Genomic DNA, 21363 nt, shown 5'->3' with positions numbered 1-21363 from the left:
TGAGGCCAATCTGTGCACCCCGATGGCCACTTGCGGTGAAAGTCGGGAGCCAAGCGAACAAGATCACTTTAAACGCTGTCTGTCAGGTGCAAGTCCGACAGGCTGCTAGGATCGAGGATTTCATTTCACTGTCATTCTGGGGTAACGCGCCTACATTGCGGTACTGGGATGAGCAATCCAGGCCATCAAGCGCAGAGCTTCTGGAAGATAGCCGAACCATTGTTTCTCAGGGTGAGGGTGTCGATGTCAGGCGATATTTCGAAGCGGAACTGGATGGATTCTACTATTTGCTGTTCTCCCCCCTGGTAAAGATAACTGAGTACATGCCCAAGCATTGGGCGGTAACCCAACAGGGTGAGCAGCGAGTTCTATCAGAATTCACCAGTCTCATCGTGTATTTTCCAGGTTACATTGAAGGTAACTGCGCTGTCTCCATCAAGCTTTTCGTGGCTAATAGAAACTGGTTAGTGGAGAACGAGTCGAGGGAAATCACAGATCTGTTTAATAGAACAGCGAGGATAGACTCCACTTCGCAGGGCTTAATGTATCGGTTCACGCACTACAATCACGACAATTGGGAACAGCTCGAAATGCTGATCGAGTATGAGAAAGACGGCAGGAGCGTAACGGGTGAAAACGGGCTTAGAGTCATTCTGGATAACAACGATGTAGAGGAACTGGGTATCGATGAAAGACTTGCCTTTGAAGTGTGATTTTCCGGACACGAACCTGGAACAACAACTGGAAAAGAAGCTGTACCGAACCCACGGAGCGCGGCTTGCTAGTCCGCCGGCACGAAAAGTGAGGGGGGTGTCCGATTCGTCGGAAAAGATGGAGCACAGTTTTGCCTGCATCTGTGAACGTTTCGTGGACATTCGCACTGCCTTAATGTCTCTTCGCTCAGGCTTGCCAGCAATCATCAATATTTTCATGATTATTGTTATGGTATTGGGTTGGGTTATTAGCTTTTTTTATTCAAAAGCACTGTTTGCGATGTTGATTGCTTTTGGGCCAGTCTGGGTGGCCGTCTATGTGTTCGAAATTTTTCTTCCCCTCACGTTGCCCGTCCGGATCGACCGAAAGGAAGGATTTGTTTACGTAGGGCATAGAGGGACGTTCTACCGGATTCCTTGGGACGAATTGGAAGTGACCTTTTCTTACAACTGGCAATATTTAGGCTCCGGGGTTGTATGGGAACGACAGTACTACGCCCACCTTTTTATGCGGGAAAAGCATTACTTTTGTGGAAAGCCCCCAAAGATGCCCCTGCAGCGGAAAAAAATATCTTCCGGTTTTAAAGAAGAACGTATTTACCAGAAATGGAATTTTATTGTCAGGTATTATGATGAAGGAACCACTAGAGAGGACTTCGATAATCTTGCCTGGGTTAATTACGATTTCTATAAAGAGGATCTGAAAAAGAAATCAATTGGGATCAAAATTGTTGAGTGTTTGGGGGTCATTTTATTTGTTCCGAGTATTATTTGGTGGAATTTTACCCCCTTTAAATACAAATGGCCGAAGGAAATTGAAGCCATTTTCGGTAAAGCCAATTACTACTAGCCATTGAAAAGGAATTCGCGGTGTCTGTAAAAATCGCTCTAATGCTCCTCTGCCTTATTCCCCTCTCCACAAACGCCGGCGTCTACAAATGGGTCGATGCCAACGGTCAGACCCATTTCGGGGACCGTCCACCAGCTCAGGCAGCATCAAGTGAAGTTACGGTAAAGGCCGCCCCGGCCAGCGTGGATGCGGGAGCCCGGGAGCGGCATCAGAAGATGACCGAGTTTCTGGAGCAGCAGCAGGAAGAGCGTGAGACGCGGCAGGCTGCCAATGCCAAAGCCGAGGAGAAGGCGGAGAAGCAAGCCGAGCTGTGCAGAAAGCTTCGGGCGCGCCTCAAGTTTCTTGCCAGCGTTTCGACCTTCTACAACATCAACGATCAGGGCGAGCGGATTTATGTCAATGAGGCCGAGAATACCCGTATTCGTGAGGATTTCCGGGAAAAGGTGAGGAGCACCTGCGGAAACGACTAATACGCGGATGCTGACCAGGGGCGGAAAGGAAAGTCTGACCTCTGTAGGAAAAAGCAACTGAGAGCAAAGGAATTGCCATGCCGTTTCGATTGTTCAGCGCCGCGCTGCCGGTGCTGATTTCCCTTCTGTTTTCCCCCGTGGCGGTAGCGAAACAGCCCGAGCTGACACTCGCCAACGTGTATCAAAAGGGCATGCCGCTGGACGGCTACTGGGTCAGTGAAAAGCTCGACGGGGTGCGAGCATACTGGACTGGCGAGCGATTTCTTTCCCGTGGCGGTCATGAGTATCGGGCACCCGGTTGGTTCACCAGAGGGTTTCCGGCACGTCCCCTGGACGGTGAGCTCTGGATGGGGCGGGGCCGTTTTGCGGAATTGTCAGGGGCGGTGCGTCAGGTGGTGCCCGATGACAACGATTGGCGGCGGATTCGGTTCATGGTGTTTGATCTTCCGGATAAGGAGGCAACCTTCGACCAACGTTTGGCCCGGCTGCGTGTATTAATCCAAGAGGTTGAATCACCCTACATGGCGCTTGTCGATCAGCAACGGGCGAGCACCCATGAGAAACTGATGCAGCGTTTGGATAAGATCGTCGACGGCGGCGCAGAGGGTTTGATGTTGAAGCTGGGGTCCAGTCATTACCGAAGTGGGCGCTCCGATGATCTACTGAAAGTAAAACAGTATCAGGATGCCGAAGCGGTGGTTGTTCATCATCTGCCGGGAAAGGGCAAATACGAGGGGCTGATGGGGTCACTGCTGGTGGAGTTGGACGATGGCAGGCGATTCCGGATTGGTACGGGGTTCAGCGATTCCGAGCGAGCGTCTCCTCCGAGACCCGGAACCACGATCACATTCAAGCACTATGGCCTCACAGCCACGGGGCTGCCTCGCTTTGCCAGCTTTCTCCGTATCCGGAATGATGAACCTGCGCGGTAATTGAGCGCACAGGCTCACTGGCGCTTGACGGGGGTCAAGACTGGCAAGCGCAGCTAGCCATACACTGGAATGAGTCAAATACATCTCATCCCCCACAGTCATGGAGACTGCGCGAATGTCCCTCGAAAAACACGATCTGATTCACGAACTGCCGGAATCCAAAGAAGCCATTCATCTTTTGAAAACCAACAGCACTCACTTCGCCAAGCTGTTTGACGAATATCATGAAGTGGACCATGCCGTTCATCGCGTTGAAACGGGCGCTGAAAACACCTCCGATGAGTATCTGGAAAACCTCAAAAAGAAGCGGCTGAATCTGAAGGACCAGTTGTTTGCCATGATTCGCGAGTATGAGGCTTCGGCGGCTAGCTGAGGGCAACCTGCCAGATAATCCAGCATCGGCTGTCAATTGGCCGTAATCCTCCTTGGGGAGACTGTTGATAGGGTATCATCGGTCTCACAAGGAGGAGGTTATGATGTTACGGATCCTTTCGGGGCTGGTGCTGTGCTCGGTACTTTCCCTGGTACAAGCGGCGACCGTTGAAGAGCTCTCCCCGCAATCAATTGCGCTGGCGCCTGAACAGTCGGAGCCCTCGGTCCATCTGGGACCACGGCCTTTCTGGCTGGTTGGTGCAATGGACGACAGTCCGCTCAAAGAGCGCCTGCAAGCCTGCAATACCGACACTGTCGAGAAAACGGATTTCTCCATCGGCCATCGTGGCGCGCCCCTGCAGTTTCCCGAACATACCCGTGAATCCTACATTGCGGCAGCGCGCATGGGTGCGGGTATTCTGGAATGTGATGTCGCCTTCACCAGGGATCGGGAACTGGTTTGCCGACATGCCCAGGACGACCTTCATACCACCACCAATATCGTTGCCGTCCCTGCATTGAACGCCAAGTGTACCCAGCCTTTTGTGCCCGCCGATCCTGCCACGGGCACGCCGGCACAGGCCGAGTGTCGCACCAGCGATATCACTCTGGCCGAGTTCAAGTCACTGGAGGGCAAGATGGATGCCCACAACCCAATGGCAACCACGCCGGAGGAATACCTGGCTGGCACCGCAGACTGGCGCACTGATCTCTACTCCAGCCGGGGCACCTTGATGACTCATCAGGAGAGCATCGAGTTGTTCAGGGCTCTGGGCGCGAAGTTCACTCCGGAATTGAAATCACCGGTGGTTGCTATGCCCTTTGAGGGGGATTGCAGCCAGCAAGACTATGCCCGCCAAATGATCCAGGATTACATCGATGCCGGTGTGCAGCCGGAAGACGTCTGGCCCCAGTCCTTCAATTTGAAGGACGTTCTTTTCTGGGTAGACGAGATGCCGGAATTTGGTCGGCAAGCAGTCTTCCTCGACCAATCTGAGTCTACCCTTGTGAACGCGTCCGCAACCTATATGGCTTACCTTAAAAGTAGGGGTGTGAACATTCTGGCGCCGGCGCTCTGGAAGCTGCTGACTCTGGACAGCCAGAGGCAAATCGTTCCGTCCCGGTACGCGGAGAATGCGCGCGAAGCCGGCCTGGACCTGATTGCCTGGACCGTTGAGCGCAGCGGTCCGCTGGAAAAGGGCGGCGGCTGGTATTACCAGACGGTGACCGATGCCATTAACAACGACGGCGACGTGCTCACCGTGATCGATGTTCTGGCCCGTGAGGTAGGTGTGATTGGGGTTTTCTCGGATTGGCCGGCGACAACGACCTTCTATGCCAATTGTATGGGGTTGTCTAAGCATTGAGGTAGGGACGGCGCAGCGCCAAGTTGGCCCCCCGGAGAGAATGTGAATCTATGGCCTGTTTCTCCGGAGGACAGACAATAGCGCTCCTGAGCTCTTGTTCACTTAAAAGTCTTGTTCATTATTAATGAACAGTGCTATTTTGTGAACATAATGTTGGAGAGGCTATGAAACCATCAATCAACGAGCGCGCATTTCTAAGCCAGGCAATCCGCGCGTTCCATCAAGAGACAGGTTTAGACTTACACCCTACTGTCGAGAGTGAAGTGATGCCCTGCTCTGATGGCCTCATTCTTGAACTGGGCGATACGGGCATCCAGTACAGCGTTGAGCTGAAGCGCTGGGCGCAGCAGGCGAATATAGGCACTATTGTCGCTCAGCTACGGCGAATGCCGCCGCCCGCATTGCTGGTCGCTGATTACGTAAACCCGAATATGGCAGACCGCCTTCGAGAAGCCGGCGCACAGTTCATTGACGCCGCCGGCAATGCTTATCTGAACGAAAAGACATTCTTCATCTTCGTAAAAGGTAATCGCAAAAGGCCGGTTCATGCATCAGCAAGGAAAACCTCCCGAGCCTTTAATTCATCTGGTTTAAAGCTGATTTTCAGTTTTCTAATGGACCCTCATCTGGTCGGTGAAACTTATCGAAAAATGGCAGAAGTCAGCGGTGTTTCCCTCGGAGCCATCGGCTGGGTTCTGAATGACCTGAAAGACAAGGGCTATGTTCGAGAACATGGAAAGAAGGGCGCAAGGTCACTTGAGAACCCTATGGGGCTGCTTGATCGCTGGGCCGAGTCCTACCCGGAAAAACTGCTACCCGAGTTGGACATGGGGCTATTTCAGGCAACCTCTGCGATGCCGTGGAAGAAAATCCGGCCGGAGCTTCTGGGTGGGTGTTGGGGCGGGGAAGTTGCCGTCTCTCGGCTGGGCAACTATCTGTCGCCTGCCCAGGGGACTATTTATCTGCCCCGAGAAAAGCTGAAAAGCTTGGTGATGGAATATAGGCTTCGTAAAAGCCCGGGCAATTCACCCAATACGTCCGAGACATTGCAGATCAACGAGAAATTCTGGCTCGCTGATTCACTCAACGTAAACCAAACTCCTGGGATTGCCCCAGATATTCTTGTCTATGCTGACCTCCTGATGACCGGCGACTCGCGTAACCTGGAAGCAGCGGAGCGGCTTTATGCCCAGATTAAAGATCGATTCCAAGAATATTGATCCGACTCAATTGAAGACCTACGGAGCCATCAAGTGTGTCGCCGTGGATCAGGATGTGCCATTCATCATTGTCGGCGCCTCCGCCCGTGATCTGGTAATGCATCACGCCTATGGAGCACCCATTCAACGGGCAACAATGGATATCGATCTTGCCGTTCAGGTCCCGGATTGGGCTGATTTTGAACGCATCCGCGATAGTTTGATTGGCAAAGGTTATACCAAAACCGATCTCCCTCATCGTTTGCACGGCCCGAACGGCGCACCCATCGACATTCTTCCTTTTGGAGCTGTTGAAAGTGACGATTCAGTTATTCAATGGCCGCCTTCTGGCGAAGTGCAAATGAGCGTGGTCGGTTTTCAGGATGCCCTGAATAACGCCGACTGGTTGATGATAGCAGCAGAGTCAGAGTCAGAGTCAGAGTCAGAGTCAGAGTCAGAGCTGGAGTTGCCTGTTGCCAGTCCTCAGGGATTGGCCCTTCTGAAACTGGTGGCCTGGTCCGAAAGAGATGCGCAAACAAGACGCAAAGACGCGGCCGATATCGCTTATCTGGCATCCAACTATGAAAATATTCCTGGCCAGATGGACCGGCTTTTCGAACAGCATGAAAGCATCCTCGAAGCCTACGGCTGGGATACGAGACTTGCGGGCGCTCAGTTGCTCGGCAAGGAAACGGCACAGATTGCCAACAAATCAACGATGAAAGTCCTGCGACGCCTGCTCAGTAAGGATCTGATTGCCAACCTGACTAGGGATTCGGGCAACACGTGCGGCGATTTCACCGAAGAAGTTGTGTCAGCGTTTATTGGCGGACTTTTTGGCTCAGAAGTAACAAATGTACAAAATTGACTCAGAAGCCAACCGCATAACACCAATGGCGGTAACTTCTCAGAATGCAAGATTTTAGAGCGAAATCACTGTCAGGAATGGCTCGAAAACGCTCCCGAAGCCTTCGGCGAAGAGCTTCCGATTATCCAGAAAGAGTTCGACGGTTTTGAAGATACCCGTGGACGCCGAGATTCACTTGTTCTCGACAAAGACGGCAACCTGGTCATTATCGAAAAGAAGCTGGATGACATCCGATCGTTATGTGGTCTGGCAGGCGCTGAAGTACGGCGGCTACTCCGCGAATCTGAGCAGTTCCTAGCGCCTGATATTCGTGGCGGCTAAATTCCGCAAAGAAGTCACCAATGTGGTGTTATGGCTCAGCCAGTTCTGATTGCATTCTCTTCCTTGCGCTTGTCTTCTACCGCCTGACACGGCCGGTTTCCTCCAGAAAACGGCAAAAAGGGGTAGAGGCGCAATCAGGTTTAGGTATCGATGCCATTCGCAATCTGATCAAAGCCAATCCCCTGGAGGCCGCGTTGATGGCGTTCGCAGTGGGTATCGCAGAGCAGAAGGATCCCAGGCTCAAATCATTGCTGATGGAAGGTGGCATGGTGCTGATGAAACGGGCCGAGTCGTCTGACCCCGACCGGGTCGTTGCATATAAGACTCCCGAGAACGAGAGTGAAACCAAGCCAGATTCTAATACCCCTCAATAAGTCAAAGTTGTTGTTTTTTCGAGGTTAATTGCGGATTACGGGATCTTAGTCCGGGTTTAACCCGGTAGGGCAGGAATTCCTAGTAGGGTGAGTTCAGGTAATTGAAAGGCAACTTTCGATTTCCATGGAATGAAAGGATATTTGAACTCATTAGGAGGAACGCCCTATGAATTCCGCAATCCGTTTTACCAGCGCCGCACTGTTCACAGCCTCGTTTGTTACTGCGCCCGTCGCATTAGCTCAGAGCAACGTGGAGAGGGACCAGTCAGGCCCGTATGTCAGCGGCAGCTACGGTGGCTACAAATCACACGGCGGCGAGTTCGAGGACGAAAACGATCTGCTTGGCGCCGCTGTTGGCTACCAGTTCAGTCCGTTTTTTGCCCTGGAGGCCGAATACATTGATTTCGGCAACTTTGGCGAGGACGACGTTGAAGGCAAGCTGAAAGGCTTTGGCCTGAGCGCTGTTGGCCGTCTGCCTCTGACCGACAGCTTCGGCGTCTATGGTAAGGCCGGCGCGTTTGCGTCTGCGTTCGATGTTGATGCATTCAACGAAAGTGAAACCTACGATGAGGTATCGCCCTTTGTTGGCGCCGGTGTGGATTTCCGGGTAACGCCCGCGCTGACGGCATTCGCGGAATACAATCGCTATAACGTCGACATTGATAAAGAGGACTTCAACGGCCAGGTAACCAACAGCGGACCGGAGTTTGATACCGGTCGGGTCGGCCTGAAATATCAGTTCTGATGAGTGCAGGGCGCAGCGCGAGGCTGCGCCTTTCTCTTTTACTGAACGTTTTCCTGCTCGCCAAACTGGCCGGCGAATAACGCGGTGGAAAGATAACGCTCGGCGGTATCCGGCAGCACCACCACAATGTTCTTGCCCTGGTACTCCGGCTGCTTGCTGATGCGTACCGCAGCCGCCACGGCTGCGCCGCAGGAAATACCGCAGAGAATGCCCTCTTCCTTCATCAGCCGATGGGCCATGTCCATGGCCTCTTCATTGGTGACCGTCTCCACTTGGTCAACCATTTCCAGATCCAGATTCTTTGGCACGAAGCCCGCACCGATGCCCTGGATCTTGTGGGGCGCCGGCTTGATGTCTTCGCCGTTCATCATCTGGGTGATCACCGGTGAGTCGGTAGGCTCGACGGCAATGGTGGCGATCTGTTTGCCCTTGGTGCCTTTGATGTGGCGGGAAACGCCGGTCAGCGTGCCACCGGTGCCCACGCCCGCCACGAAGATATCGATTTCACCATCAGTGTCTTCCCAGATTTCCGGGCCGGTGGTGTCCTCGTGGATTCGGGGGTTGGCCGGGTTCTGGAACTGCTGGGGCAGGAAATAGTTATCCGGGTCTGACGAGAAGATCTCTTCGGCCTTGGCGATGGCACCCGGCATGCCTTTGGCAGGTTCGGTCAGCACCAGTTCTGCTCCCAGTGCCTTCAAGACCTTGCGACGCTCAAGGCTCATGGAGGCGGGCATGGTCAGGATCAGTTTGTAGCCCCGGGCGGCTGCCACGTAGGCCAGGGCGATCCCGGTATTGCCGCTGGTGGGTTCCACGATGGTCATGCCCGCCTTCAGGGTACCGCGCTTCTCGGCGTCCCAGATCATGGCAGAGCCGATCCGGCACTTAACGGAATAGGCCGGGTTTCGGCCCTCAATCTTGGCCCAGATCGTGGCGCCGTCGTTCACGCGGTTCAGTCTGACCAGTGGGGTATTGCCGATGGACAGGGAATTGTCCTCGTAGATGCGAGCCATGGCGTTCTCCTTGTTACTTTGTTTTTATTCAGTCTAGCACCACTCAGGAACCCACTGAGCGCGCTTCCAGCCGGTTGCGACCGTTCTGCTTGGCCTGGTAGAGCGCCTGGTCTGCCTGTCTGAGAAACTCTGCTGGCGAGTCGTCGGGGCCCGGTATGCCAGTGGCAAGGCCAATGCTGATGGTGAGGTGAACGTCGTGTTCTCCGCACACCGAGCAGCTTTTTTCGACGTGTTTGCGGAAGGATTCCAGTCGGTTACGAATTTCGCTGTTGTCCTCATAGCTGGCGAAAATAACGAACTCTTCGCCACCGAAGCGCGAGAGCCGGTCGGTTTCCCGCCGGAAATGTTTGCGCATAAGCTCTGCCAGTGTTTGCAGGCAGATGTCGCCCGCTTCATGGCCGTAATTGTCGTTGATCCTTTTGAAGTGGTCGGCGTCGACCATGGCCACTGCAAAGCCAGAATTGTGGCGCTGGCACCACTGGAAGCTCTTCCGGAATTCCTGGTCAAAGTAGCTTCGGTTGCCCAACTTTGTCAGGTCGTCGGTAACGCTGAGTTTCGCGAGCGTCTCGTTGGCCTCGGTCAGATCATGGTTGAGGCGATTCAGCTTTCTATTCCAGTAAACCAGTAGGAAAGCGATCACAATGGCGGCGATCGACAGTTGCCAGATCAGGGTGTAATCCACAGGCTCTTTGAGGCGGATGTTGCGCCATTGCCTTTCGAGGTCTTTGCGTTCCTGGGTGGTAAGACTGGATACCAGTTTCTGCATGATGCCCAGAACAACAGGCTCGTCTTTCCTGACTGCAATAGACAGCGACCAGTCTGCTGGAATCCGCCCGATGACCTTCAAATCAGCGAGGCCGAGTTCCTGCATATAGTAACTGGCGGTTGCCAGAGTGGTGATGTAACCATCCAGTTCGTTGTTCTGCAGTTGCCTCAGGCCAGCCTGCTCATTGGGAACTTCGACCAGGTTCAAGGAGGGATAGCGGCTTTGGAGCAGCTCTGCGAACGCGTAGTCCTCGACAACACCGATTCTCTGGCCACGAAGATCGCCCACGCGTTCTATAAAGGGGGCTTCAATCCGGCCAAGAACCACTGTGGGCACTTCGAGATAGGGTTCTGTAAAGTTGAGGAACTCCAACCGTTCCGGCGTTTGCATCGCCATGGTGAAAATCTGACATTTACCCTGTTTGATCGAGGCAATGGATTCGGTCCAGCTTTCTGTGGCAACCAGTTCGAAGTCCACGGGCGATCGTTTGGAGAAGAGTCGCGCAACCTCTGCGGATAATCCGGCATGCCTGCCTTCCTCGTCCAGGCCTTCCAACGGGAACCAGTCCGGATCAATACAGTAGCTGAGTTGATTGTCATGCGTCCCAAGCCAGGCGAGCTCAACGGCGTTCAGAGAAACCTCACCAGTTTCCTGGACTTCCACATCAACACTGGCCCCCAACCAACGGCTCTCGATGGTGTGCATTTCTTCCGGCGTGATTGCTGCCAATGCATCGTCAAGGATTTCCGCGAGCGGCGCGAGCCCTGGTCTCACGCCGAACCGCAGATCTTCTCCCGTCTGTTCGTCCAGTACCAGCTCGCCGGCTATCCGGACACCCGGGATGCCCAACTCGCGAATCCAGAAATTGCCATTGGGCAGGGCGGCCAGAACAACATCCACCTCGTCCCGGGATAGCGCCTGGAACATGGCCTCCTGGGTCGTGAATATTCGGGCATTTTCGCCCAGGGCCTCTCTGACAGGCTCTTCGTAGTAAATACCGGAACCCAGGGCAACACGCTGATTTTTGAGATCAGCCAGGGTCTCGGTTCTCAGGGTTGGGTCCCGGGTAAAAGCGACGTTCGGGATGGTGTGATAGGGCTCGGTGAAACGAGTGAAAGCCTGCCGTTCAGGTCTGAAAGACATGTTGGCCAGGACATCGATCTCGCCATCCCGGAATAATGGCAACAGTTCTACCCATTGCCCCTCAACCGGTATCACCTGTAATCCCGTCAGGTCCGATATCCGATTGAGGATATCAACGGTCAAGCCGTGAATTCGTGTCCCGCTTTCGAAGCTGTAGGGTGCGTAATCCCGCATCAGGCCAACGCGAACAGGGCCCGTTTCAGCAATGAACCGGCGCTGTTCTGGCGACAGGGAAAAACTGGTTCCGCTTACGAGGCTGTTACCTCCAAGGTCCTGCCAACGCTGAAGTAGTTGGCTGATTCGCTCTTTCGGGACCTGTTCCAAACCAGAGGCGATCTTCTGATACAGGTCCTCGTTGGACTTTAAAACGCCAATGCGGAAATCTTCGGTCGCCAGATCGCCAGATCGCCGAGTGGCGCGGGGCCGGCAATTTCGAGAAAACCGAATCCGGCCTTGTTGGCATAGTATTGGAGCGTAAGCCTGGGGCCGACAACGACATCCACCCAGCCGAAGGCAAGGGCCCGAATGAGGCTGTGAACGGAATCGTAGCTCGTGAGGGAGACACCTTCTGCCTGGAGGGCGTCGCGGTAGTACACGTCGCGCACAATGCCGACCCTAAGTCCCTTGAGATCTGAAATGGTGTTGATGTCTCTCAGTGGCCTCTGGGTGTTGTGCATCAGATAGGTCTGGCGAAGGTGGTAGGGCTCAGTGAACAGGATGTTCTCTGCACGCTCGGCACTGAACGAGATGCCGTCGATAACATCTAGTTCGCCCCGCAAAAATGCATCGTAGATTTCCGGCCAGCTGCCGGCGCGAAACTGGAAGGTCAGATCGGCCTTGCGGGCGACTTCCCGAAGCACATCAACAGAAAAACCGGAGGCGCCGGGGCCATCGTCGAACGAGTAGGGTTTGTTGTCGCCCACGATGCCGACAGTCACGGTGTCGTCCGCCTGTTCGGACATCGCCAGTGGGGATGCGAGCAAAAGGCAAAGGGCCCAGAGGACTGTCGCGGCCACGCTCCGGTATCGAGTTTCTTTGTGAGTATCGGAAGTCTTCATCGGCGAGCCGGCGATCCTTTACAGCTTCGACTTAAGTGTAGCCTTAACCGACTCGATTGAACATTACTCAGGTGCTCACTGGGCGGCCGGTGTAATCGGAGAAGTCCGGCTTTTTCGGATGATGCTGGTCGTCTGTCATGTACGCCGAGGTAAGAATGAATTCGGCAGTTGCGCGGTTGCAGGCCACGGGAATGTTCCAGAGCGCGGCAATGCGCAGCAGTGCCTTGATGTCCGGGTCATGGGGTTGAGGTTCCAGGGGGTCCCAGAAGAACACCAGCAGGTCGATTTCGCCCTCGGCGATCTTGGCGCCAATTTGCTGGTCGCCGCCCAGCGGACCGCTTAGCAGGCAATGGATATCGTCCCGCTCCAGGTTATCCCGGAGCAGCCGGCCGGTGGTGCCGGTGGCGTAGAGTTTCAGCGGGGCGAAGCGGGTGCGGTTTTCGGCAACCCAGTCCACCAGTTCCTTTTTCTTGTTGTCGTGTGCCACCAAAGCAACGGATTTTACGGCCATTTGGGGTAAAGTCTCCTGTTATCAAGGTTTTTACGGTGCCAGTGTTTCACAGGCTGGCCCGGTTCGGAATAGGAAAGAGGTTTATGTCCGCGACAACATCGTTTGACTGGCAATCCACACCAGCGGCTGTCTGGCGTCGGCATCGCTCGGGGCTGCGCGCCATCCGCCGGCTCGATCCGGTGCAATGGCAGGATCTGAAGGGCATCGACCGACAGCAGCAGGCTCTGGCCCGAAATACCGAGCGGTTTCTGGCCGGTGAACCCTCCAACAACGCGTTGCTCTGGGGCTCACGCGGCACCGGCAAGTCGTCGCTGATCAAGGCGCTTTTGAACCGCTACCAGGAGCGGGGGCTGCGGATGATCGAGGTGGACAAGGATGATCTGGTCAACCTGCCGGAAATCGTTGACGACATCTGCGAGCTGCCGTTCCGGTTCGTGATCTTCTGCGACGACCTGTCGTTTGACGTTGGTGAGTCCAGCTACAAGGCCCTGAAAAGTGTGCTGGAAGGTTCCCTGGAACTGCCCCCGGAGAATGTGAGGGTGTATGCCACCTCCAACCGCCGTCATCTGATGCCGGAGTTCATGTCCGATAACCTCAAGAGCGAGATGCGCGACGGTGAGCTGCACCCGGCCGAGGCCATCGAAGAGCAGGTGTCCCTGGCGGACCGTTTCGGTCTTCAGCTTTCGTTTTATGCGTTTTCGCAGGCCGTATACCTGCAGGCGGTGGACGCGCTGTTCCCCGAGTTTGATGACCGGGAAGGCCTGCATCGGGAGGCGATTCGCTTCGCCACTGCCAAGGGCGTACGCAATGGTCGCACGGCCCAGCAGTTTTACCGGCAGTTTGCCGGCGAGCAGGATCTCGGCAGGCTGAAGTAGCTACTGCCGTTTTGCCATCTTGATGAAGTGATGGTGGACCACCCGAACGCCGAGAAACACCAGGGTCATCACCACCGGAATGGCGATGCCCAGAACCAGGGTCTTGTTAAAGACAACACCGGCTTCGTAAACCGAATCCAGCCCGAATTTGAGGAGGCCGATCAGGTAATAGGTGATGGCCACCACCGAGAAGCCTTCCACCGTATGCTGCATCATCAACTGGATCTTGGAGCGCCGGTCCATGGAGCTGAGCAGTTGCTGGTTCTGGCTCTGGATGGCCAGCTCCACCCGGGTTCGCATCATGTCCGAGGCACGGTCGACCCGTCGGGAAAGGTCTTCCAGCCGTTCGCTCACCGCTTCGCAGGTTTTCACGGCCGGAGTCAGCCGGCGGGTCATGAATTCGGTCAGGGTCAGGTGGCCAGAGAGTTCGTCTTCCCGTAGTTCCTCCAGGCGGGTCAGTACCAGCCGGTGATAGGCGCGGGTGGCAGAGAAACGGAACGTGGAGTGGGCCCGGAAGGCCTCGATACGGGCGGCAATGTTGGTCAGCTGGGCCAGCAGTTTTTCTTCGTCGACATCCTCGTTTTCCGCCAGTGACCGGGTGATCACGGCCAGTTTTTCATCCATATCGTTCAGCGACGGTGTGATTTCCCGGGCAACGGGAAGTGCCAGCAGTGACATCAGGCGGTAGGTTTCGATTTCCATCAGGCGCTGGGTCAGACGGCCCAGCTGGCTGTCCGACATGTGGTGGTTCATCACCATGAACCGGCCAAAGCCGTCACTGTGTAGCCGGAAGGTGCCCCATACCCTGGCGGCACCCTCCTGGGGACTGCTCCCGACCAGTCGCATGCCTTCGAAGTGCTTGCGTACATAGTCCAGGTCGCCTTCGGTTCCGTCAGCGGCGGGCCGTACTTCCAGGTGGAAGGCCGCAATCACTGTACCGGTCAGCTGTTCCAGCCACCCCTCGGGCAGCGGTGTAATGCCGGTCTCGCTAAAGGGTGTTTCCTCACCCGCAGCCAGGTTGATAAAGGTGTAGGACGCGAATTCCATGTGCATCTCGCGACGCACCCGCAGGGCACCGAAGGTATGTTCAAAGCAGCCCACCTCGTTCTCCGGGACCGGATGCCCCATCAGCCGATGGAGTTCCTGCAGGTGCCGGAATTGTTCCTGCCGTTGCTCAGGTGTTGTCAGAACCGCCATCTGGGTAACCCGCGCCGGTGTCGGTAGCACCTGGAACGGCCTTGAGTGCAGCTCGTTGTAGAGATCGTTCCGAAGCGGGTGAATATCGAGGGAGTCCAGGCGTGCGCTCACGGCGGGGTGGTCCTGTGGTCAAGAGTGGATAGCTGGGATCATAACCCGGAAGCACACACCGTCAATGCCACCTTGGGCGCGGTTCCGGGCTTCCACATGGGCACCATGGTAGTCGGCAATCAGGTTGACAATGAGCAGCCCCTGTCCCAGGTGGCCCTGTTCCTGGCCGTCCCGCATTGAAACGAAGGGGCTGAAGATGTCAGTTGTTGTGTCTTCGGGCAGCGTTGAACCCTCGTTGAAGACCGACAGACACAGCCCTTCCGAAGTTGTTTCCAGGCCCACCTCAATCAGGCCATCCTGTGGTGTGAAATCCCGGGCGTTATCGACCAGCTTGTCGAGCAGTTGCACCATCAGTTCTGGCGAACCCGTGATCTTGCAGCCTGCTTTCGGCCCGGAGTAACGGATCTGATGGCTGCTGTCGAGGGCCTGATACGCAGCGGTTGCTTCTGCGGCTACCTCCGCCAGATCAAACTGCTCTTTATCCGCATGGTCCAGGCTCTGTTCCAGGCGCGCCGCTTCGCTCATGCCATGGAGTATCTGCCGGAGGCGTTCGGTGGCGGAAGCGGCCCTTTCGATGTATTGCCTGCGCTCTTCCTCCGAATCGCTGTGGTTGAGGTTTTCCAGCGAGGAACGAACCACGGCGACAGGTGTTTTAAGCTCGTGAGAGAGTCGCCGGGAGAAGCTTTCCAGGTAGCGGTTGTACCCGTGAAGACGATCCACCATCAGGCTGAAGTGTCGCTGCAACTGGCCCAGTTCGTCCTTGCTTCGGGCATCCGGCACTCTGCCGGTGATCCGGCCGTCTTCATCAATACTGGCGCTGACAGCACGCTGCAGTCGGGTAATCCGCCAGGAGAGCCAGCTGGCATAGCCAAGCAGAACCAGGGTGAGAGCAACAATGATGAGGGTGCTGCGGGCAATGACCGAGCCGAGGGCAGAGCCGGAGAGGGTAAGAAGCTGATCCAGCGATTGCTCCAGAATCAGCGTGCGGCCACCGAAAACCTCCCGGGTGGTCAGCAGCCAGACGCTGTCATCTTCATGACGGACCAGGCTCGTTTCCGGTAGCGCCTCAACGTCCACACGGTTGGTGTCGGTTTCGATTGAGGTGGGTTCTGGCTGGTAGAGGCGGACCAGGCCTCTGAGTGCATTGAGGCTGATCTTTTCGATCACCTGCACCGGGCTGAGACTGTCGAACTCTGGCGCTGTGACGGCTGAGTCAGCCTGTTGTCTCGCGATGACCCATCCGGCCGGTTCAACCAGTCGGGCCTGCTGGCCGGGGTTAAGTTGTGGTTCCAGCTGTCGCTCCAGGGCGAGATTTCGACTGACCAGCACCGGCAATGGATCAACCGACGTGGAGACGCCGGTTACCTGATCACTGCTCCATAAGGCCGCAAAACCCAGGCGGCTGCGGTCGACTGGCATGGGCAGTTTCAGTTCCAGCTGCCAGCCATCGCCGGCGCCCTGCAAAAAGCCGGAGAGGCGATAGTCGGGCTGGCCGCCTTTCTCTTCAAGGCCATAGAGCTGGCCAGGAGCCGGTGTGCGCAGTAACCAGGACTGCCGGCCGGATTCCTGGGCCAGGTTGCCGCCAGAGGGCTCCAGCCAGAGCCTCAGCCGGTCATGGGCCTGTTCCGGGCTGCCGGGATTAAAGAACACGGGTTGCCTATGGCTAACGCGAATTAGCAGGTACAGGTTCCGTCTATCGGTAGCGGCCTGCCATTGCAGAGCCGTTTCCCCGGCTTTGCCGCTGGTGATTCTTTGCCAGTTTCTGGTCTGGTTTGCCTCGTCATATCCTGGCCAATCGTCAGCGTAACCATCCAGGTTCAGGTTGCCGGCAAAAGGTTCCACGTAGATGGCGGGCTCACCGGGCCGGACCACCGGCGTACCGATGATCTGATCGCCGGCAGTCGCGGCCAGTCTTTCGGCCTGGGCCTGGAGTTGCTGTCGGGCCTGTTGGCGAAGGGCATCGTCAAGCTCCAGAACAAACTGAAGGCCCGCCCAAGGGATCAGCAGCATCAGAAGGCTGGCAACGAACAGCTGGCGCTTGAGATTCAAGGCTCAGACCTCACGGGCGTTCCACCGGTAGCCCATGCCGTAGGCGGTCTGTATGCCGTCAAAGGTTGCGTCAATCTGCTGGAACTTGCGGCGGATACGCTTGATGTGGGAGGTGACCGTATTGTCATCCAGCACCGTGCTTGCGGCTTCCATCAATTGTTCCCTGCTGCGGACATGGCCGGGGTGCTGAACCAGCGAGTGCAGCATCCAGAATTCAGTGACAGTCAGGTCGATGGGCGTTTCATCCCAGGCCACTGTCATGCGATCCACATTGAGGGAAAGTTTGCCCCGCTCGAGCACCTCGTCCGGTTTCTGCAGGGCTTCGGCCCAGGCGTCGGCCCGCCTGAGCAGGGCGGTAACCCGGGCCAGCAGGTGGTCCAGGCTCATGTCCTTGGTTACGTAATCGTCGGCGCCGAGGCGCAGGCCATGAACGGAATCAATGTCGCTGTCTCGGGCGGTCAGGAAGATAATCGGCAGGGTCTGGGACAGTGATCTCAGGTCCTGACACAGGGCAAAACCGCCTTCCGGTTCATCGCCCAGCCCGACGTCGATAATGGCCAGGTCGGGTAACGACTGACGCAGCACCTGCCAGGCGGAAGCCCGGTCGCCGTGTGCGCTCACACGATAGCCACGGCGCTCAAACGCAGCGCGATAGTTGTCGCGGATGGCGGGTTCGTCTTCGATCAGTACAACGTGTTTCTTCATGGTGGCGGCTGCTTCCCCTTGCCGGTGTGTGCCTATTTAACCACGGCAGGTGTTGATAACAAGTTCGAAGGGCGTTGTTGCCACAATTCATCATTTTTCGAGGGCGGTTTGTCGCAATCTGCCATGGGAGTTCCTTTCCGGATTGCTGAAATGGCGGTGTTTCGCACAGTCATGCAGTCACAAGGATTCCCTCATGATTATTTCCAGTTCCCTTCTAAGGCTTTATTCACGTCCCTTCGCTAACAGCGGCCAGCGAATCCGGTTAAAGCGCTGCCTGGAGGGCATCAGCCTTTGGCTCGCCGTTATGTTGATGCTGTTTGTCCACCCACTCTATGCCGAGGCAAATGAAACCGACAACGTTGGCCAGTTCCATTTCGTTGACGGCCAGGGTCAGTGGCAGGAGCCGGCCCTGGTTCTGGAGAGCGATTTCGATGTGCGGATCAGCGGTTTGATTGCCGACTCCCGGCTGCTGAGGCGTTTCCGAAACACCAGCGACCGGTGGCGGGAAGGCGTGTTTGTGTTCCCGTTGCCGGAAAAGGCCAGTGTGTATGGACTGACCATGAAAGTGGGCGAGAGGACGATCGAAGGCAAGGTAAAGCCGAAGGAGACGGCGCGCCGGACCTATGAGAAAGCAAAACAGGCCGGGCAGCACGCGGCGAATGTCGAGCAGCAGCGGCCGAATCTGTTTACCGCACGGGTGGCCAACATTCCCCCGGGGGAGACGGTATCGGTGGAGCTGAAGTATCAACAACCGGTGCAGTATCAGGCCGGCGTGTTCGAACTCACTGTGCCAACCACGCTGACGCCCCGTTACATGCCGGGAAAGGCGCTCAGTGCAGCTCCGGATCAGTGGCAGGGTGGTTGGGCAGTGCCGACGACCGAAGTGCCGGACGCCGGTGCCATCAGTCCCTTTACGGTCAATCCGGGTGATGTGGCGGATGATAGCCATCGGGCGGTGATCAATCTGGTGATTGATTCCGGGCTCCCCCTTGAGAGCGTCTCCAGCCCGTCGCACCGACTTGCGACCAGTCAGGACGGCCAGACGTTCAGAGTTCGTCCCGATGGCGGCGAAATCCTTATGGACCGGGACTTTGTGGTGCGCTGGCGCCCGGTTGCCGGGCAAGAGCCCTCGGCAGCGGTGTTCCATCAGTCCTGGGAAGGAGAGGACTACCTCATGGCCATGCTGGTGCCCGGAGAAAGCGGCGCCATGGCGTTGCCCCGTGATCTGGTGTTCGTGATCGACACCTCCGGTTCCATGGCGGGCGAATCGATCCGCCAGGCCCGAGATGCTCTTCAGGCCGGTCTGGGCACACTGACACCAAGGGATAGGTTCAATGTCATCCAGTTCAACAGCCAGACGCATTCCCTGTTCATGCAGCCTGAAGTGGCCACCGGTAACAACCTTGCCCGGGCGCGCCAATATGTGGATCGCCTTCGTGCCGACGGTGGCACCGAGATGGCACCGGCTCTGTCCAGAGCCCTGGAAGGCGGAGGCGAGACTGAAGACGGCGCACGGGTGCGCCAGGTCATTTTCATTACCGATGGCGCGGTGGGAAATGAAGCCGCCCTGTTCCGGCAGATCCGCCAGCAGCTTGGAAACCAGAGGCTGTTTACGGTGGCTATTGGCTCTGCGCCGAACCGGCACTTCATGCGCGAAGCCGCCCGCTGGGGGAGGGGTACCTACACGGCGATTCACTCGCCTTCGGATGTGGATGGACCTCTGCAGGCCCTGTTCTCAGCCATGGAGTCACCGGTTCTGACCGATATCGGGGTCAACTGGCCCGGCCAGAAAGCCGGTCAGGAGTCGTTTCCGAGACGCCCGGGCGATTTGTTCCAGGGCGAGCCGCTGATTCATGTGGTCCGTGGCGTCCCGGCCACGGGGCAGCTGGAGGTGTCGGGGCGCCTGCCGGGTGGCAGGGACTGGACCAGAACGCTGGATCTGCAGCAGGCCGCTCCCGCAACGGGGCTGCATCGGCATTGGGCGAGGGAGAAAATCGACAGTTTGGAGGATGAGGCTAAGGTCACAGGCCGGGAGCCGGATGAGGCCGGCCTGACCGAGCTGGCGGTTCAGCACGGCCTGATGTCTGCCTACACCAGTTTTGTGGCCGTGGATTCCACACCCGCCCGAAGTTCAGAGGCGCCCATGGAATCGGATAATTTGCCCACTCTTCTACCGGCGGGCAGCCAGGCGGGCATGCTGCGCTATCCACAGACGGCAACATCGGCGCCGTTGCTGATCGCGCTCGGTTTGGTGGGGTTGATGTTTTCACTGGCGATTGTGCTGCTGCAGAGGAGGGCGTTCTCATGACCCGGCTTCTGCTTCTGTTATTGACCAGCTCTGCTACCTTGTTGGTATTCGGGTTATGGATTCCGCTCAAGGCGGTTATCGCCCAGGAATTACTGGCGATCGCCTGGGCTGAAAGCCAGGCACGGCAGACGGAATCGCGTCCCTGGCCCTGGGCGGACACCTGGCCGGTAGCCCGGCTGGCTATTCCGGAACTGAACGACTCGATGATTGTTCTGGCCGATACCCATGGTGAGAGCCTGGCCTTTGGGCCGGGCCGATTAACCGGAGGCGCAGATGTCGGGGGAGCCGTGATCATTGCCGGGCACCGGGATACACATTTCCGGAGCCTGAAAGCACTGGAGACCGGCAATGAGGTGCGTCTGCAGGGAAGGGATGGCCGTTGGCAGAGTTACCTGGTGGAGGGTGCCCGGGTGGTGGACAGCCGTTCAGAGCTGATCGATACCCAGCGTCTGCCAGAGGGGACGCTTCTGCTGGTGACCTGTTACCCGTTCGACAGTGTCGACGCCGGTGGGCCGCTGCGATACGTCGTCAGAGCCTCGGCAAAGGGTAAACAAAGGGAACAAATTGACACTGTTGCCGGAATATAAAGTTGGCGTACACTTGTGCGCCAAAATTTCGCTGCAGAGTTTGGTTGCATGGGTATTATCAGAAAACTGCTGGCGTGGCTGAGCGTACCGATCATTTGCCTGTTCGCGCTCGTGTTCTACGCGGCGAGGCCGTTCAATCCGGACAACAACCGTATCCTGGCGCGCGTCGTCGCTCGTTTCGGGCGGGCGGTTCTGGGTATGGAGCGCCCTCTTGAAGGCTGGGAAAACATGCCGCAGGACCGGCCTACCGTCGTCATTGCCAATCACCAGCACAATGACGATCTGTTTGTTGTGGGCGACTTGTTGCCGCCGCGCACCGTCACGGTTGGTAAATCGTCACTGGTCTGGGTGCCTTTCTTTGGCCAGGTCTTCTGGCTGGGCGGTAACGTTATCCTTAATCGCGGACGCTCCCACAAAGCCATTGCGGTCATGAAGGCCACCAGCAGCGCCATCGCACGGGATCGAAAGAGCCTCTGGGTTTTCCCCGAAGGCACCCGCAGCAGGGGCCGGGGACTGCAGAAATTCAAGAAAGGCGCGTTTCACGCAGCGGTAGCATCGGGCGCGCCCATCACCATGGTCTGTGTTCAGGAGTACGCCGATGAGGCCGTCGGCTGGACCGGCCGGCGTGAGTCAGTGGCCATTCGGGTTTTACCGCCCATCGAAACCGAGGATCTCACGGCTGATGATATTCCGGAGCTGATCGAGCGTTGCCACAAAAAAATGTCGGAGACGATTGCCACATTGTAATCGCCTCGTCTGGAAGTGCTTGAAGCACTTCGGTAAACAGGGCAGTCTTGCGGGACTGATCGTTTCGTTCAACGACCCTCAGGGA

General features: G+C 56.7%; 21 protein-coding genes. 14 read left to right on the top strand and 7 right to left on the bottom strand.

Annotated elements, in window-relative coordinates; genetic code table 11:
- The first annotated feature begins 86 nt into the window (after window positions 1-86).
- The 10 genes from ACP86_RS07840 to ACP86_RS07795 all read left to right on the top strand — a co-directional run bounded on the left by ACP86_RS07840 (window position 87) and on the right by ACP86_RS07795 (window position 8211).
- Window positions 87-713 carry a hypothetical protein gene (locus ACP86_RS07840; protein ID WP_227507842.1) on the top strand — a complete coding sequence of 209 codons (627 nt, stop codon included), beginning with the start codon at window positions 87-89 and terminating at the stop codon, window positions 711-713.
- A complete protein-coding gene (locus ACP86_RS07835) occupies window positions 688-1563 on the top strand; it encodes a hypothetical protein (protein ID WP_053113249.1) in 876 nt (291 codons plus the stop codon). The genes ACP86_RS07840 and ACP86_RS07835 overlap by 26 nt, the downstream gene beginning before the upstream one ends.
- A gap of 20 nt (window positions 1564-1583) precedes the next feature.
- On the top strand, window positions 1584-2033 hold the full coding sequence (locus ACP86_RS07830) for a DUF4124 domain-containing protein (protein WP_227497864.1): 450 nt from the start codon (window positions 1584-1586) through the stop codon (window positions 2031-2033).
- Between the two features lie 77 nt (window positions 2034-2110).
- Window positions 2111-2965 (top strand): DNA ligase, encoded by an 855-nt coding sequence (locus ACP86_RS07825; protein ID WP_053113248.1) that lies wholly within the window; start codon window positions 2111-2113, stop codon window positions 2963-2965.
- A 115-nt stretch (window positions 2966-3080) separates the two neighbouring features.
- The gene (locus ACP86_RS07820; protein ID WP_008175748.1) at window positions 3081-3338 is read left to right on the top strand and encodes a YdcH family protein; all 258 of its coding nucleotides are present in this window, start codon (window positions 3081-3083) and stop codon (window positions 3336-3338) included.
- A gap of 100 nt (window positions 3339-3438) precedes the next feature.
- The gene (locus ACP86_RS07815; RefSeq protein ID WP_053113247.1) at window positions 3439-4704 is read left to right on the top strand and encodes a glycerophosphodiester phosphodiesterase family protein; all 1266 of its coding nucleotides are present in this window, start codon (window positions 3439-3441) and stop codon (window positions 4702-4704) included.
- A 164-nt stretch (window positions 4705-4868) separates the two neighbouring features.
- Entirely contained in the window at window positions 4869-5924 is a 1056-nt protein-coding gene (locus tag ACP86_RS07810) for a type IV toxin-antitoxin system AbiEi family antitoxin (protein WP_039882122.1), read from the top strand.
- The gene (locus ACP86_RS07805) at window positions 5890-6771 is read left to right on the top strand and encodes a nucleotidyl transferase AbiEii/AbiGii toxin family protein (RefSeq protein ID WP_053113246.1); all 882 of its coding nucleotides are present in this window, start codon (window positions 5890-5892) and stop codon (window positions 6769-6771) included. Before ACP86_RS07810 ends, ACP86_RS07805 begins: the two co-directional genes overlap by 35 nt.
- A 341-nt stretch (window positions 6772-7112) precedes the next feature.
- Entirely contained in the window at window positions 7113-7466 is a 354-nt protein-coding gene (locus ACP86_RS07800) for a hypothetical protein (protein WP_008175757.1), read from the top strand.
- A gap of 166 nt (window positions 7467-7632) precedes the next feature.
- A complete protein-coding gene (locus tag ACP86_RS07795; RefSeq protein ID WP_053113245.1) occupies window positions 7633-8211 on the top strand; it encodes an outer membrane beta-barrel protein in 579 nt (192 codons plus the stop codon).
- Window positions 8212-8249: 38 nt separating this feature from the next.
- Here ACP86_RS07795 and cysK read toward each other — a convergent pair whose 3' ends face one another.
- From cysK to ACP86_RS07780, 4 genes are all read right to left on the bottom strand, one after another.
- A complete protein-coding gene (gene cysK / locus ACP86_RS07790) occupies window positions 8250-9221 on the bottom strand; it encodes a cysteine synthase A (protein WP_053113244.1) in 972 nt (323 codons plus the stop codon).
- A 43-nt stretch (window positions 9222-9264) separates the two neighbouring features.
- Window positions 9265-11454, bottom strand: coding sequence for a diguanylate cyclase (locus ACP86_RS07785; RefSeq protein WP_227507841.1), 2190 nt, complete (start codon window positions 11452-11454; stop codon window positions 9265-9267).
- A 38-nt stretch (window positions 11455-11492) separates the two neighbouring features.
- Window positions 11493-12188, bottom strand: coding sequence for a transporter substrate-binding domain-containing protein (locus ACP86_RS23175; protein WP_227507840.1), 696 nt, complete (start codon window positions 12186-12188; stop codon window positions 11493-11495).
- A 67-nt stretch (window positions 12189-12255) separates the two neighbouring features.
- Window positions 12256-12699, bottom strand: coding sequence for a methylglyoxal synthase (locus ACP86_RS07780; RefSeq protein WP_008175765.1), 444 nt, complete (start codon window positions 12697-12699; stop codon window positions 12256-12258).
- Window positions 12700-12782: 83 nt separating this feature from the next.
- On the opposite strand from ACP86_RS07780, the gene ACP86_RS07775 reads away from it, so the two are divergent.
- The gene (locus ACP86_RS07775) at window positions 12783-13574 is read left to right on the top strand and encodes an ATP-binding protein (protein WP_053113243.1); all 792 of its coding nucleotides are present in this window, start codon (window positions 12783-12785) and stop codon (window positions 13572-13574) included.
- Here the strand turns inward: ACP86_RS07775 and ACP86_RS07770 are convergent, their stop codons facing one another.
- The 3 genes from ACP86_RS07770 to pdsR are packed head-to-tail and all read right to left on the bottom strand — an operon-like array spanning window position 13575 to window position 17636.
- A complete protein-coding gene (locus ACP86_RS07770; RefSeq protein ID WP_053113242.1) occupies window positions 13575-14882 on the bottom strand; it encodes a DUF3422 family protein in 1308 nt (435 codons plus the stop codon).
- An 18-nt stretch (window positions 14883-14900) separates the two neighbouring features.
- Window positions 14901-16931 (bottom strand): ATP-binding protein, encoded by a 2031-nt coding sequence (locus tag ACP86_RS07765; protein ID WP_053113241.1) that lies wholly within the window; start codon window positions 16929-16931, stop codon window positions 14901-14903.
- A gap of 3 nt (window positions 16932-16934) precedes the next feature.
- Window positions 16935-17636 (bottom strand): proteobacterial dedicated sortase system response regulator, encoded by a 702-nt coding sequence (gene pdsR / locus ACP86_RS07760; RefSeq protein ID WP_014578623.1) that lies wholly within the window; start codon window positions 17634-17636, stop codon window positions 16935-16937.
- Window positions 17637-17829: 193 nt separating this feature from the next.
- Between pdsR and ACP86_RS07755 the strand changes: the two genes are divergently transcribed.
- Genes ACP86_RS07755 through ACP86_RS07745 form a run of 3 tightly spaced genes read left to right on the top strand, consistent with a single transcriptional unit; the run spans window position 17830 to window position 21278 of the window.
- On the top strand, window positions 17830-19944 hold the full coding sequence (locus ACP86_RS07755) for a marine proteobacterial sortase target protein (protein WP_053113240.1): 2115 nt from the start codon (window positions 17830-17832) through the stop codon (window positions 19942-19944).
- Window positions 19941-20531 carry a class GN sortase gene (locus ACP86_RS07750; protein ID WP_053113239.1) on the top strand — a complete coding sequence of 197 codons (591 nt, stop codon included), beginning with the start codon at window positions 19941-19943 and terminating at the stop codon, window positions 20529-20531. The genes ACP86_RS07755 and ACP86_RS07750 overlap by 4 nt, the downstream gene beginning before the upstream one ends.
- A 48-nt stretch (window positions 20532-20579) precedes the next feature.
- Window positions 20580-21278, top strand: a complete 699-nt coding sequence (locus ACP86_RS07745) for a lysophospholipid acyltransferase family protein (protein ID WP_053113238.1) — start codon at window positions 20580-20582, stop codon at window positions 21276-21278.
- Window positions 21279-21363 lie beyond the last annotated feature (85 nt).

The organism is Marinobacter sp. CP1 (genome assembly GCF_001266795.1).
Lineage (GTDB): Bacteria > Pseudomonadota > Gammaproteobacteria > Pseudomonadales > Oleiphilaceae > Marinobacter > Marinobacter flavimaris.
Note: the sequence above shows the minus strand (reverse complement) of the source record. Positions and strands in the feature narration are given on the sequence as shown.

What these genes read in the sequence shown, in the direction of transcription:
- ACP86_RS07835 (WP_053113249.1), top strand. Translation starts at nt 688, where the DNA reads ATGAAAGACTTGCCTTTGAAGTGTGATTTTCCGGACACGAACCTGGAA.
- ACP86_RS07825 (WP_053113248.1), top strand. Translation starts at nt 2,111, where the DNA reads ATGCCGTTTCGATTGTTCAGCGCCGCGCTGCCGGTGCTGATTTCCCTT.
- ACP86_RS07820 (WP_008175748.1), top strand. Translation starts at nt 3,081, where the DNA reads ATGTCCCTCGAAAAACACGATCTGATTCACGAACTGCCGGAATCCAAA.
- ACP86_RS07815 (WP_053113247.1), top strand. Translation starts at nt 3,439, where the DNA reads ATGATGTTACGGATCCTTTCGGGGCTGGTGCTGTGCTCGGTACTTTCC.
- ACP86_RS07810 (WP_039882122.1), top strand. Translation starts at nt 4,869, where the DNA reads ATGAAACCATCAATCAACGAGCGCGCATTTCTAAGCCAGGCAATCCGC.
- ACP86_RS07805 (WP_053113246.1), top strand. Translation starts at nt 5,890, where the DNA reads ATGCCCAGATTAAAGATCGATTCCAAGAATATTGATCCGACTCAATTG.
- ACP86_RS07800 (WP_008175757.1), top strand. Translation starts at nt 7,113, where the DNA reads ATGTGGTGTTATGGCTCAGCCAGTTCTGATTGCATTCTCTTCCTTGCG.
- ACP86_RS07795 (WP_053113245.1), top strand. Translation starts at nt 7,633, where the DNA reads ATGAATTCCGCAATCCGTTTTACCAGCGCCGCACTGTTCACAGCCTCG.
- cysK (WP_053113244.1), bottom strand. Translation starts at nt 9,221, where the DNA reads ATGGCTCGCATCTACGAGGACAATTCCCTGTCCATCGGCAATACCCCA.
- ACP86_RS23175 (WP_227507840.1), bottom strand. Translation starts at nt 12,188, where the DNA reads ATGAAGACTTCCGATACTCACAAAGAAACTCGATACCGGAGCGTGGCC.
- ACP86_RS07780 (WP_008175765.1), bottom strand. Translation starts at nt 12,699, where the DNA reads ATGGCCGTAAAATCCGTTGCTTTGGTGGCACACGACAACAAGAAAAAG.
- ACP86_RS07775 (WP_053113243.1), top strand. Translation starts at nt 12,783, where the DNA reads ATGTCCGCGACAACATCGTTTGACTGGCAATCCACACCAGCGGCTGTC.
- pdsR (WP_014578623.1), bottom strand. Translation starts at nt 17,636, where the DNA reads ATGAAGAAACACGTTGTACTGATCGAAGACGAACCCGCCATCCGCGAC.
- ACP86_RS07755 (WP_053113240.1), top strand. Translation starts at nt 17,830, where the DNA reads ATGATTATTTCCAGTTCCCTTCTAAGGCTTTATTCACGTCCCTTCGCT.
- ACP86_RS07750 (WP_053113239.1), top strand. Translation starts at nt 19,941, where the DNA reads ATGACCCGGCTTCTGCTTCTGTTATTGACCAGCTCTGCTACCTTGTTG.
- ACP86_RS07745 (WP_053113238.1), top strand. Translation starts at nt 20,580, where the DNA reads ATGGGTATTATCAGAAAACTGCTGGCGTGGCTGAGCGTACCGATCATT.